Source organism: Streptomyces pseudovenezuelae (genome assembly GCF_029892565.1).
GTDB classification, from domain to species: Bacteria; Actinomycetota; Actinomycetes; order Streptomycetales; family Streptomycetaceae; genus Streptomyces; species Streptomyces pseudovenezuelae_A.
On the sequence record NZ_JARXVH010000005.1, the window covers coordinates 107816 to 120905 of the forward strand.

General features: G+C 68.8%; 11 protein-coding genes. 8 read left to right on the plus strand and 3 right to left on the minus strand.

Annotated features, from left to right (window positions below):
- Nucleotides 1-56 precede the first annotated feature (56 nt).
- Nucleotides 57-458 (plus strand): carboxylesterase family protein, encoded by a 402-nt coding sequence (locus tag M2283_RS16970; RefSeq protein ID WP_280877626.1) that lies wholly within the window; start codon nucleotides 57-59, stop codon nucleotides 456-458.
- 123 nt (nucleotides 459-581) lie between these two features.
- Complete coding sequence (locus tag M2283_RS16975) at nucleotides 582-1424, plus strand: PhzF family phenazine biosynthesis protein (protein ID WP_280877085.1); 843 nt, start codon at nucleotides 582-584, stop codon at nucleotides 1422-1424.
- A gap of 3 nt (nucleotides 1425-1427) precedes the next feature.
- Here M2283_RS16975 and M2283_RS16980 read toward each other — a convergent pair whose 3' ends face one another.
- Nucleotides 1428-1907, minus strand: coding sequence for an Lrp/AsnC family transcriptional regulator (locus M2283_RS16980; RefSeq protein WP_280877086.1), 480 nt, complete (start codon nucleotides 1905-1907; stop codon nucleotides 1428-1430).
- 196 nt (nucleotides 1908-2103) lie between these two features.
- Here M2283_RS16980 and M2283_RS16985 point away from each other — a divergent pair, with 196 nt between their 5' ends.
- From M2283_RS16985 to M2283_RS16995, 3 genes are all read left to right on the plus strand, one after another.
- Nucleotides 2104-3297, plus strand: coding sequence for a trans-sulfuration enzyme family protein (locus M2283_RS16985; RefSeq protein WP_280877087.1), 1194 nt, complete (start codon nucleotides 2104-2106; stop codon nucleotides 3295-3297).
- A gap of 109 nt (nucleotides 3298-3406) precedes the next feature.
- Nucleotides 3407-4696, plus strand: a complete 1290-nt coding sequence (locus tag M2283_RS16990; protein WP_280877088.1) for an amidohydrolase family protein — start codon at nucleotides 3407-3409, stop codon at nucleotides 4694-4696.
- A 64-nt stretch (nucleotides 4697-4760) separates the two neighbouring features.
- Nucleotides 4761-6218 carry a peptidoglycan D,D-transpeptidase FtsI family protein gene (locus tag M2283_RS16995; RefSeq protein ID WP_280877089.1) on the plus strand — a complete coding sequence of 486 codons (1458 nt, stop codon included), beginning with the start codon at nucleotides 4761-4763 and terminating at the stop codon, nucleotides 6216-6218.
- Between the two features lie 56 nt (nucleotides 6219-6274).
- Here the strand turns inward: M2283_RS16995 and M2283_RS17000 are convergent, their stop codons facing one another.
- A complete protein-coding gene (locus M2283_RS17000) occupies nucleotides 6275-7726 on the minus strand; it encodes an NCS2 family permease (protein WP_280877090.1) in 1452 nt (483 codons plus the stop codon).
- Between the two features lie 194 nt (nucleotides 7727-7920).
- Here M2283_RS17000 and M2283_RS17005 point away from each other — a divergent pair, with 194 nt between their 5' ends.
- Together M2283_RS17005 and M2283_RS17010 are read left to right on the plus strand one after the other, a co-directional pair.
- Nucleotides 7921-8487 carry a SigE family RNA polymerase sigma factor gene (locus M2283_RS17005; RefSeq protein WP_280877091.1) on the plus strand — a complete coding sequence of 189 codons (567 nt, stop codon included), beginning with the start codon at nucleotides 7921-7923 and terminating at the stop codon, nucleotides 8485-8487.
- Nucleotides 8484-9329 (plus strand): hypothetical protein, encoded by an 846-nt coding sequence (locus M2283_RS17010; protein WP_280877092.1) that lies wholly within the window; start codon nucleotides 8484-8486, stop codon nucleotides 9327-9329. The genes M2283_RS17005 and M2283_RS17010 overlap by 4 nt, the downstream gene beginning before the upstream one ends.
- A gap of 182 nt (nucleotides 9330-9511) precedes the next feature.
- Here M2283_RS17010 and M2283_RS17015 read toward each other — a convergent pair whose 3' ends face one another.
- Entirely contained in the window at nucleotides 9512-10681 is a 1170-nt protein-coding gene (locus M2283_RS17015; protein ID WP_280877093.1) for a right-handed parallel beta-helix repeat-containing protein, read from the minus strand.
- Between the two features lie 202 nt (nucleotides 10682-10883).
- On the opposite strand from M2283_RS17015, the gene M2283_RS17020 reads away from it, so the two are divergent.
- The gene (locus M2283_RS17020; RefSeq protein ID WP_280877094.1) at nucleotides 10884-13088 is read left to right on the plus strand and encodes a family 43 glycosylhydrolase; all 2205 of its coding nucleotides are present in this window, start codon (nucleotides 10884-10886) and stop codon (nucleotides 13086-13088) included.
- Nucleotides 13089-13090: the final 2 nt, after the last annotated feature.

Genomic DNA, 13090 nt, shown 5'->3' on the forward strand with positions numbered 1-13090 from the left:
GGTGGCGGAGGCGAAGCGGACCTGCGGGTGACGGCTGAGTTCCCGGCCCGTCCGAGATCTACCAGCGGTACGCCGCCCGGCTCGAAGTGCCCACCGCGGCGCGGGTGTTCACCGCGGTGCAGACCGACGAGCTGTTCCGCGACGGTTCGATGCGGATCGCCGACCACCACGCGGCGGGTGGCAACGCGACGTACGTCTACGAGTTCGACTACCGGCCGGCCGAGGACGAGCATGCCCAGCACGCCTTGGGTGCCACCCACTGCGCCGACCTTCCCTTCCTCTTCAACACCTTCGACGCCTACCCGGACAGCCCGATGCTGGGCAGGCCCACGGATGCCGTGCGCACTCTGGGCCGCACCTTCGCGACCGCGGTCGCCGAGTTCGTCACGAGCGGGTCGGTGAACGACTGGCTGCCCTATACGCCCGCGACGGCGGCACGTGTCCGACACTTCGACTGACATGCGGCGCGTCGGCCAGGGCACATCAATCCACTTTGTTGTGACTGGCCCTGTCCTCGCCGTGAGGGCTCCCGTTGGGATGGACCTGGTTCCGCCGCAGCCGCTTGAAAGGCCTTGATGACCATGCCGCGTACACGCTCGTTCCTGCAGGTCGACGTGTTTTCCACGAGCCCCTATTCCGGCAACCCGGTCGCGGTCGTCCTGGACGGGACGGATCTGACCGACGAGGAGATGCAGCGCCTGGCGCGTTGGACGAATCTGTCCGAGACGACGTTCGTGCTGCCGCCCACCGTGCCGGAGGCGGACTACCGGTTGCGGATCTTCACTCCCGACGGTGAGCTGCCGTTCGCCGGGCACCCCACCCTCGGCTCCGCGCGCGCCTGGCTGGAGGGCGGTGGCACACCCCGGCACGCCGACCACCTCGTGCAGGAGTGCGCCGCCGGCCTGGTCACCGTGCGCCGCGGCGAGGACACGCTGTCCTTCGCCGCCCCGGCACGCGTGCGTGAGGGCGCACTCGACGACGATGATCTGGATCGGTTCGTGGCCGCGTTCGGCATCACGCGGGACCGGGTCGTGGCCCATCAGTGGGTCGACAACGGTCCCGGCTGGGCCGTGCTCCACCTGTCCTCGGCCGAGGAGGTCCTCGCCCTCGAACCCGACCTCTCCCTCATCCCGGACGCGATGGTCGGCGCGATCGGGGCCCATCCCGACGGGTTCCAGCACCGATTCGAGATGCGTACCTTCGCTCCAAGGGTCGGCGTACCCGAGGACCCCGCGTGCGGCAGCATGAACGCCGCCGTCGGTCAGTGGCTCACCTCCACCGGCGCCGCGCCCTCCTCCTACCGGGTCTCGCAGGGCACGCGACTGGGGCGGGCGGCGAGCATCGAGATCACCGCCGACGCGGACGGCACCGTCTGGGTCAGCGGCGCCGCCGTCGTCTGCATCCGGGGCACCATCACGCTCTGACCGTCATGGGGTGCCGGTGCCGGTGCCGGTGCCGATGCCCGTGCCGGTCTCGGCGGTGAGCGTCTTCATGGTGACGTAGCTGCTCACCGTCGCCACGCCGTGCAGGGTGGCCAGCTGGTTGGCGTGGAAGTCCTCGTAGGCGGGCAGGTCGGCCACCTCGACCTGGAGGAGGTAGTCGAAGTTGCCGGTGATGTGGTGGCAGGCGACCACTTCGGGCAGCTGGGTGACTCCCCGCTCGAACGCGACCACGTCCGCGCGGGTGTGCCGTACCAGCCGGACACCCGCGAAGACCCGCAGGCTGCGGCCGACCGCGGCGGGATCGATCAGCGCCCGGTAACCGCGGATGACCCCGGACTCCTCCAGCTGACGCACGCGCCGCAGACAGGGCGACGGCGACAGCCCGACCCGGGCGGCGAGCTCGTTGTTGCTGATGCGGCCGTGCTGTTCGAGCACGGCCAGAATCGACCGGTCCACGTCATCCATGGGGCAGATTATTGTGCCCAGAGCTTGACTACCACAATTCTGCGCCTGCCCTGCGCGCAATTTGCTGCCAAAATTGCCGAGATCCGGTCACATCGGACCGCCGGTCGGCCACGCTTCATGGAGTCACACCTCATGGATTCACAGCCATGAATTCGCACCTCATGGAGTCACACCGCCGGTCCACGGAAGGGCAGCCATGCCGGGCAAGAGCACCATCACCGTTCACGCCGATCGCGAGGTCCATCCCAGCCGTGCCGTGGCCCCGCCCATCTACCAGACGGCGGCGTTCTCGGCCGAGGACGCGGAGACGTTCGCGCAGGGCACCGTGGCTCCGCGCGGCAAGGACTTCTACACCCGCTTCGGCAACCCGAACCTCGCCCAAGTCTCCGCCGTCGTAGCCGAGTTGGAGAACACCGAGGCGGCCATGGTCACCGCGTCCGGGATGGCCGCGCTCACCACGGCCGTACTGGCCCTGGTGTCCGCCGGTGACCACGTCATCGGGCAGCGGTCCACGTACGGCGGCACCGCGTCGGTGCTGCTGAACCTGCTGCCGCGCCTCGGCGTATCCACCACCCTGGTGGACCAGACCGACCCTGAGGCGTTCGCGAGGGCGCTGACTCCGCAGACCCGCCTGATCCTGGTGGAGACCCCGAGCAATCCGCTGCTGCAGATCACCGACCTGCGCGCCGTAGCCGAACTGGCTCGCGCGCACGACGTGTTGACCATGGCGGACAACACCTTCGCCACGCCACTGAACCAGCAGCCGGCGGACTTCGGCATCGATCTGGTCTGGCACAGCGCGACCAAGTACCTCAACGGCCACTCGGACGTCTCCGCCGGAGTGCTGGCCGGACCGGCGGAGATCCTGGACCGCATATGGGACGTCGGGCTCCTCACCGGTGCCACGCTCGGCCCGATCGACGCGTGGCTGCTGCTGCGCGGCATGCGCACCCTGCCGCTACGGGTGCCGCGCCACAACGCCAACGGCCAGGCGCTCGCCGAGGCGTTGAACGAGCATCCGGCGGTGGCGAAGGTGCACTACCCCGGTCTGGCGACCCACCCCCAACACAAGCTGGCCGCCGACCAGATGACCGGTTTCGGCGGGGTGCTCGGTATCGAGTTCGCGGGTGGTTTCGAGATGGCGGACGCCTTCCTCGGCCGGCTGCGCTACCCCCGCCGCTCGGCCAGCCTCGGCGGCGTGGAATCGCTCGCCGTGCATCCGGCGTCCATGTGGCGCGGAATGCTCAGCGAGGAACAGCTCGCGGAATCAGTGCCGTTGGGTCTGGTCCGGCTGGCGGCCGGCACGGAGGACACGGCGGACCTGGTCGCCGACGCGCTCGAAGCGGCGGACGCGGTGCTCGCCGAACCCGCAACGGCCGCCACGACATGACCTTGAACAGCTTGAACCACCCGGACCTGAACCACCCGTACTTGAACCACCCGGACCTGAACCACCCGGACCTGAACCATCCGAAAGTGTCCGTGAAGGAGTTCCTCCGATGAAGACGAAGACCCTGCTCGCGGGCGGCACCGTGGTCAGCATGGACCCGGCGGTCGGCGACCTCGAACGCGGTGATGTCCTGATCGAGGACGGTGTGATCGTCGAGGTGGCCGCGCACATCGACGCGCCGGACGCCGAGGTGATCGACACGACCGACCGGATCGTCATGCCCGGCTTCGTCGACAACCACCGTCACTCCTGGCAGACCGCGTTCCGAGGCATCGGCGCGGACTGGACGTTCCCCGAGTGGGCGCTGGCCATGCACCGCACGGTCAAGCCCCACTACCAGCCCGAGGACGTCTACGCGGGCACCCTGCTCGGCCGCCTGGAGGCCCTGCACTGCGGGGTGACCACGATGCTGGACTGGTACCACGTCGCGCAGAGCCACGCGCATGAGGACGCCGCCGTCGCCGCGCTGCGGGACGCGCCGGGACGGTCGATCTTCTGCCTCGGCGCCGGCTGGGGCACCGCCGACCCCGTCGACGCCGACATCCGCCGCGTCCGCTCCGACCTGGCCGGCGAGGGCCTGGTCACCATGGCGCTGGGCCTGCGCGGCCCCGAAGCCACCGGCATGGACACCGTCGCCCGCGAGCTGAAGCTGGCGGCCGAACTCGGACTGCGCACCAGCCTGCACATCGAGGCGAGCGGGACGATCACCGACCTGCGCGAGCACGGTCTGCTGCGGGACACCACCACGTTCGTGCACGCCAACGGGATCAGCGACGAAGAGCTGCGGATGCTCGCCGACGCGGACGCCTCGCTGTCGATCAGCCCGGACGTCGAGTTGAAGATGGGCTTCGGATCCCCGGTCACCGGCCGCGCACTGGCCGCCGGACTGCGCCCGACGCTGTCCATCGACGACGTCCCGTCGGTCGGCGGCGACATGTTCTCCACGATGCGTACGGCCTTCGCCGTGCAGCGCGGTCTGGACGGCGGCCTGCGCTCCCGGGACCTGCTGGAGTTCGCCACCGTCGACGCCGCCCGCTCCTGCGGACTCGACGCCCGCACGGGCACCCTCACCCCCGGCAAGGACGCCGACCTCATCCTCCTGCGCACCGACGACCTGACCGTCTTCCCGGTCACCGACCCGGCCGGCACGATCGTCAGCGCCGGCCACCCCGGCCTGGTGGACACCGTCCTCGTCGCCGGCCGAGTGGTCAAACGCGACGGCGCGCTGGTGGGCGTGGACCTGCCGACGCTGAGGACCCGCCTGCTCGAATCCCGCAACCGGATCGCTGCCGCCGCCGGCGTCCCGCTCGACGGCACCTGGCGTCCGGAGGCAACCTGAGAAAGATGAGAAACAGGGTCGGACGGGAACGATTCGCTCGTTCCCGCTCGTCCTCCTGAGCGGGATGAACAAGACGATCAGGCGGGCGTCCGTCTTCGTGCTGTTGCTGGTGTTCGCTCTGCTGATCAGGGCGACCTGGGTGCAGTTCTACGACGGCCAGGCGCTCGCGGACGACAAGGACAACCGGCGGAACGCGATCGAGACGTATGCGGAGCCGCTCGGGAACATCATCGTGGGCGGGGACTCGATCACCGGCTCCGCGCGGACGAAGGACGGAGACCTCGCGTACAAGCGGACGTACAAGGACGGGTCGCTGTACGCGGCGGTGACGGGCTATGCCTCGCAGGCATACGCGCCGACGCAGTTGGAGGGCATCTACCAGGATCTCCTCAACGGCACGGACGGCCGGCTGAAGACCGCGATGGACACGGTCACCGACCAGCGGGCCGCCCCGGGCAACGTGGTCACCACGATCGACCCGGACGTGCAGAAGGCCGCGTACGACGCGCTCGGCGACAAGAAGGGCGCCGCCGTCGCGATCGATCCGAAGACCGGGAAGATTCTGGCGGTCGTGTCCACGCCGTCGTACGACCCGACGTCGCTGACCGACGCCAACACGGCCGGGACGGCGTGGAAGAAGCTGAACGCGGACGCGGACAAGCCGCTGACCAACCGCGCGCTGCGCCAACCGCTGCCGCCCGGTTCGACGTTCAAGCTGGTCGTGGCGGCCGCCGCGCTGGAGGACGGGCTGTACGCGAACGTGGACACGAAGACCGACAGCCCGGATCCGTACACGCTGCCGGGCACGACCACGGTCCTGGCGAACGAGAACACGTCCGCGCCCTGCGAGAACGCCACGATCCGCACCGCGCTGCGCTACTCCTGCAACAACGTCTTCGCGAAGATGGCCGTCAACCTGGGTCAGGACAAACTCAAGGCCATGGCCGACAAGTTCGGCTTCAACGACGACCAACTGGACGTCCCCGTACGGGCGTACACCAGCGTCTACCCCTCCGGCATGGACAAGTCGTCCACGGCCCTGACGGGCATCGGCCAGTTCGACGTGACGGCGACGCCGCTCCAGATGGCCATGGTGTCGGCCGCGATAGCCAACGGCGGCAAGCTCGTGACGCCGCACATGGTCTCGCAGATCACCGACAGCGGCGGTGACGTGCTGGAGAACTACGACGACAAGACCGACACGAAGGAGATCGTCAGCTCCTCCACCGCCGAGCAACTGCAGTCGGCGATGCAGACGGTCGTCGAGGACGGCACGGGGACGAACGCCCAGATCGACGGCGCCACGGTCGGCGGCAAGACGGGCACGGCCCAGCACGGCGAGAACAACAGCCAGACGCCGTACGCCTGGTTCACCTCGTACGGCAAGTCCGACTCCAACGGCAAGGAGGTCGCCGTGGCGGTCGTGGTCGAGCAGTCCGACGCGGCCCGCTCGGAGGTCAGCGGAAACGGGCTGGCCGCCCCCGTGGCCAAGGCCGTGATGGAGGCGGCGCTCAAGAACTGACGGATGGACTGACCAACCGACGTGAGCCGTCGGCCCGTTGCCCGCGGACCGGCGGCCTACTTCACGCCCAGGATCTGCTCCACCGGATCGATCGCGAAGTAGACCAGGAACAGCGCCGAGACGCCCCACAGCAGCCAGTGCACCTCCTTGGCCTTCCCCAGGACCGCCTTGATGAGGACGTACGCGAGGAAGCCCGCGCCGATGCCGTCGGTGATGGAGTACGTGAACGGCATCGCGGCGATGGTCAGGAACGCCGGGATGGCGATCTCGTACTTGTCCCAGTCGATGTGCTTGACGTGGGTCATCATCAGGAAGCCCACGGCGATCAGCGCGGGCGCCGCGGCCTGGAGCGGGACGATGGTGAGCAGCGGCGTGAGGAAGAGCGCGAGGCCGAACAGGCCGCCGGTGATCAGGTTGGCGAACCCGGTGCGGGCGCCCTCGCCGACGCCGGCCGCGGACTCGATGTACGCGGTGTTGGAGGAGGCGGAGCCGAGGCCACCGGCCACCGCCGCCGCGCCGTCGATGAACAGCACGCGCCCGATGCCGGGCACCTTGCCGTCGTCGTCGAGCAGTCCGGCCTCCGCGCTGATGCCGACGATGGTGCCCATGGCGTCGAAGAAGTCCGACAGGACCAGGGTGAAGACGAGCAGTACGGCGGTGATGATCCCGGCCTGCGCGAAGCCGCCGAACAGGCTGAAGTGACCGACGAGTCCGAAGTCGGGGGTGTCGACGATCTTGTCGGGGACCTTGGGTGTGGTCAGGCCCCAGCTCTTGATGTCGGCGATCTCGTTGATGATGATCGCGACGATCGTCATGGTGACGATGCTGATCAGGATCGCGCCCTTCACCTTGCGCGCGATCAGCGCGATGGTGAGCAGCACGCCCACGCAGAACACCAGCACCGGCCAGCCGGTGAGCCGGCCGACCGCGCCCAACTGCACCGGCACGGTGGTGTTCGCGACGTCCGGGACCCGGCTGACGAACCCGGCGTCGACGAAGCCGATGAAGGCGATGAACAGGCCGATGCCGACACCGATCGCCTGCTTGAGCTGTTGCGGGATGGCGTTCATGATCGCCTCGCGCAGCCCGGTGAGGACCAGGACGCAGATCAGGATGCCTTCCAGGACGACCAGGCCCATCGCGTCGTCCCAGCTCATCAGCGGGGCCAACTGGAAGGCGACGACGGCGTTGAGGCCGAGGCCGGCGGCGATGGCGAGCGGGAGGTTGCCGCCGACGCCCATGATGACCGTCATCACACAGGCCACCAGGGCGGTGGCGGTGACCAGTTGACCGGTGTCGAGCTGGTGGCCGAACTTGTCCTTCGCGCTGCCGAGGATGATCGGGTTGAGGACGAGGATGTAGGCCATCGTGAAGAAGGTGGCGAAACCGCCGCGGATCTCCCGGCCGAAACTGGATCCCCGTTCGGAGATCCGGAAGAACCTGTCGACGCTGTTCCCGGGCGGTGGTGCGGCACTCGGCCGGTCGGCCACCTGCTGCGCTTCGGACATGGCGGAACTCCTCGTTGCCTGATGATCTGTGTGCGGATGCTGGCTGGATTGTTCCCGCGTCCCACCTGTTACAGGTTTTCTGCGTGTTACGGAATCAAAGTTGCGCAAGTGACGTCATGGAAGCGGTTACCATCACGTGTCAGCGCCATGACACACACAGATCGCCATGACATACACAGCCAGAAGAGGTCACCGTGGGGACAGTCGTCGACGACGCGGCCTCCGGGGAGTTCCACGCCTTCTTCGAACGGCACTACGCCGAACTCGCCCGCCTGGCCCATCTGTTGACCGGCGAGGCCGACGCCGCCGACGACCTGGCGGCGGACGCGCTGCTCGCCCTGTGGCACCGCTGGGACCGGGTCCGCGCCGCCGACCACCCGGTCGCGTACGCCCGTGGCGTCGTCGCCAACCTCGCCCGGTCCCGGATCCGCAGCGCGGTGCGGGAGCGCCGGCGGATCTCCCTGTTCTGGTCGCAGCGCGAGGAACTGACCGAGAACCCCGACGTGGCCGGCGTGGTCGATGTCCAGGAGGCGCTGCGCAGACTGCCGTTCCGCAAGCGGGCGTGCGTGGTGCTGCGGCACGCGTTCGACCTCTCGGAGAAGGACACCGCGCTCGCGCTCGGGGTGTCCGTGGGTACGGTGAAGAGCCAGACGTCCAAGGGGATGGCCGAGCTGCAGCGGCTGCTGGGCGCGCAGGGAGTGCCACAGAAGGTGCATGCGGCGATGGTGCGCGGCGGCGAGAGCGGAGGACGGCAGCGATGAGGCAGCAGGACGTGCACGACGAGCTGCGCGCCCGGCTGCACGAGGCGGCCGAGGCGCACGAGCCGGACCGGGCCGGCATGTTGGCCCGGATTGAGCGGGGCATGAGCGAGCAGCACCACCCGGGCCACCGCTCGACGCGCCCGCCGGTGTGGAGTTGGGCGCGGGTGGTGGGCGCGACGGCCGCGGCGGCCGGCATGCTGGCGGTCGGCGGGTACGCGGTGGCGTCGGCGGTGAAGGACGACGCCTCTCCGCAGCAGCAGACGGTCGCGGTCTCCCCGACACCCACGCCGTCGCCGGACGCCACGAGCCGGGCCCCCGTGCCGCCGGCGCAGCAGACGCCGAGCAGGCCACCGGAGTCGCACCGGGCGAGCAACACCCCTTCCCCTACGCCCACTTCCTCCTCCCCCGTGTCGCGGGGCGCCGCCGGCACGAGCGACGGCCCGGTGTGGTCGGACGGCTCGGTGGACCCGCACAGCAACGACTTCTGGGCGCAGAGCGACATCACGCTCAAGACGTCCGCGCAACTGACCTCGCTCACCGTCAAGTTGAAGGTGGCGCAGACCGGCGGGGTGTCGACGGCGGGCGCCTGGCGCTCGCTGCCGGAGCAGGACTTCACGCTGACGGTCGCCGAGCGGGACGGCTTCGTCGTCTACACCTGGGTGCTCAAGGAGGGCCGTACGGTCCCCAAGGGCGAGTGGGTGTTCGCCGGGCAGTACAACCACGCGCGCGGCGGCCGGGACGTGAAGGACGACGGCTACACGGTCGAGGGCACGGCAGCGGGCCAACTGCGTTCCGTGAGCGGTGACTTCGCGAGCCACCCGAGTGACGAGGACGACTCGTGACAACTTCCGGGAACGGCGCAACCTTTGGCGGGTTCTGGCCATCTGATAACACGTAGACACGCACAACTGAGCGAATCTGCTACATCCCTCGCCCATAAGGGGGACAGTGGACCTGCTGACCTGAGCCCCCCTCGGTCAGCAGCAGAGCGCCCCGCCGGTGACGACCGGCGGGGCGTTCGCCCTTACCGGGCGCGGGGCTGGTTCATCGTCGAGCCGATCTCGGTTGAACCCGTCGTCAGGAAGGTGGTCGAGGGCAGCGCGCCACTCGTCTGCCGGGAGCCGTACGCCGTCGTCGCGTCCGTCGACTTGAGAGCGGGGGTCGCGACACCGCTGTCCCAGTTGTTCGCCGCCGACACCGTGGACGGACTCAGCTTGTCCAGGCCGCCCTTGTTGCCCACCGCGAGGTTGCGGGCCAGCCGTGCCTTGCCGGTGGCGAAGTAGAACCCGGCCTCGGTGTTGGCGTAGGCCGTGTTGCGGTTGAGCGCGATCGCCCCGGTGTTGGAGTTCTCGGTGAAGCCGTTGAGGGTGTTGTCCCAGGCCGCGTTGTCGTTGACGAGATGCGCGACCGTGACGCCCCCGCCGCCCAGCTTGAAGCCGTTGCCGTTGCCCTCGAAGGCGGCGTCGTTCCAGCGGTTCTTGCCGTTGCCGAAGGCCCAGGAGTGCTCGATCCTGACCGGCGAGGAGAACTGCCAGAGGTCGAGGCCGTCGTCGGAGTTGTCGTGGAGCCGCGCTCCGGTGACCTTGTTGCCCGTGCCCGAGCCGAACTTGATCGCGATGCCGTCCGCGTTCTGGCCGTGCCCGGCGGCGTCGTAGTTGCCGTAACTGTCCAGGTTCTGCACGAGGTTGTTCACCGTGCCGTCGCCGCGCAGGGTGAACCCTGAGTCGCCGTTGTCGGCGGTGACGAGGTTCTTGAAGATCCCGCCGATGGACGAGGTGACGACGAAGCCCTGGGCCGGGGAGCTCTGGAAGGTGAGGTTCTGGACGGTCCAGTAGCTACCGTGGATCCCGGCGAGCCAGGAGCCGGCGGGCAGCTTCGAGCCGTCGATCCTCACCTTCTCGGTGCCGTGGGCCTGGAGCGTGATGGGGTTCGAACTCGTGCCGCTGGCCGTGGACTTGAGGGTGGCCGTGGGGTAGTACGTGCCGGCCCGCACCTGGATGACGGTGCCCGCGCTCGCGCTCGCGACCGCCGACTCCAGCTGGGCGGTGGTGGAGACGGTGACGGTCGTCGTGGCCGCCTGGGCGTCGCCGTCCGACAGTCCGAGGTAGACGCCGCCGGCTCCGGCGGAGACGGCCACCGCCGCCGCGATCGAGAGGGTGCCGGTCCTGCGGTGGCGTCCGGTGCTCTGCCGCACTGGCCGTTCCTTTCCTGGGTGACGGGGAACGTGATCCAGTCGCCGCCGCGACCGAAGGAGGTTGCCGCGTCTCACCGAAAGCAACCGAAACTTTCGCCACCCTCGATTCCCCGTCTACCGATTGACGTGCTGTTTCCCACTGGTGACACTCCGAAGGCGCGCAACACCCAACAGAAACCCCCACACTCAGACAGGATTGCCGATGCGCCCCAGAGCCGTGGTCGTCGCCTGCCTCACCCTCCTCCTCGCCCTGTTCACCGCGCCGCCCGGCAGCGCCCACTCAGGAGCCCCGCCCGTGAACCACCCCAAGTACGCCGGCTATCTCTTCGCCTACTTCACCGGCGAGGGCACCGCGGACGGCGAACAGATCCGCTACGCCCTCAGCCGCGGCAACGACCCTTTGCACTGGCGCGAGTTGAACCAGGGCAAGCCGGTCCTGACGTCGACGATCGGCGAGAAGGGCCTGCGCGACCCGTTCGTGATCCGGTCCCCCAAGGGCGACAAGTTCTACCTGATCGCCACCGACTTGCGCATGTACCAGAACAGCAGCGGCAGTTGGGACGACGTCCAGCGGCACGGCAGCAAGTCGGTCATGATCTGGGAGTCCACCGACCTGGTCCACTGGACCGACCAGCGCCTGGTGAAGGTCGCCCCGGACAGCGCGGGCAACACCTGGGCGCCGGAGGCCTACTGGGACGACTCGCTCGGTCAGTACGTCGTCTTCTGGGCGTCGAAGCTGTACGCCGACAACGACCCCGACCACACGGGATCGACGTACAACAAGATGCTCTACGCGACCACGAAGGACTTCCGCACCTTCAGCGAGCCGAAGGTCTGGGACGACCCCGGGTACTCGGTGATCGACTCGACGGTCGTGAAGTACAAGGACACCTACTACCGCTACACCAAGGACGAGCGCGACCCGTCCTCCAGCTCGCCCTGCTCGAAGTTCATCACCGGCGAGAAGTCGACGAGCCTGACCTCGACCTCGTACGACTTCGTCGCCGACTGCATCGGCAGCGGTGCGATCGACCGCGGCGAGGGGCCGACGGTCTTCAAGTCGAACACCGAGAAGAAGTGGTACCTGTTCATCGACGAGTACGGCGGTCGCGGGTACGTCCCCTTCGAGACCACCGACCTCGACTCCGGGAACTGGACGCCGTCCAGCGACTACCAGCTGCCCGCAAGTCCGCGGCACGGCACGGTGCTTCCGGTCACGCAGAAGGAGTACGACCGGCTGCTCGCGGCCTATCCGAGTACGCCGACGTCGATCGTGGACGCGACGGCCAAGGACCAGAAGGGGTACGCCGTCGTCACCGAGAGCGCCTCGAAGGTCGTGCTGCCGATGAACCCCGGCGCCGAACTCGCCCGCCTCTCGCCGGAGTTCGCCGTGGGCGAGGGCGCGCGGGTCAGCCCCAGGTCCGGCACCCGGCGCGACTTCCGCAAGCCGCAGAAGTACACGGTGACGGCCGCCGACGGCACGAGCCGCGTGTGGACGGTGGAGGCGGTACCGACCCGAAGTCCGTCCCTGCCGGGCTTCAACGCCGACCCCGACGTGCACTATCTGGACGGCCGGTACTGGATCTACCCGACGACGGACGGCAACCAGGGCTGGGGCAGCACGAGTTTCAAGGCGTACTCGTCGCGGGACCTGGTCCACTGGAAGGACCACGGGGTCATCCTCGACCTGGGCCCGGACGTGTCGTGGGCGGACAAGTACGCGTGGGCGCCGGCGATCGCCGAGCGCGACGGCAAGTACTACTTCTACTTCTGCGCCGAGCAGCAGATCGGGGTCGCGGTCGCGGACTCACCGGCCGGCCCGTTCAAGGACGCGCTGGGCAAACCCCTGGTGGCCAAGGGCGGTTCACTGAGCGGCCAGATGATCGACCCGGCCGTCTTCACGGACGACGACGGGACGTCGTATCTCTACTGGGGCAACGGGCACGGGTACGTCGTACCGCTGAACGACGACATGACGTCGTACGACCCGGCGAAGGTGAAGGACATCACCACGGACAACTTCCGTGAGGGTTCTTTCGTCATCAAGCGCAACGGCACGTACTACTTCATGTGGTCCGAGGACGACACCCGCAGCGAGAACTACCACGTCGCCTACGCGACGGGACCGTCCCCGCTCGGCCCGTGGACCAAGCGGGGGACGATTCTGTCGAAGCGGCCCGACTACGGCATCCTCGGCACCGGTCACCACTCGGTGGTGAACGCCCCCGGCACCGACGACTGGTACATCGTCTACCACCGGTTCGGCCTCAACGGGCCCGGCCGGGCGGGCGGGGACGGGATGCACCGCGAGACCACGATCGACCGCATGACGTTCGCGGCCGACGGGTCCATCGAACCGGTGGTGCCGACCCTGGGGTCGGTCGGGCCGGTGCGATCCGTCAAGTGACC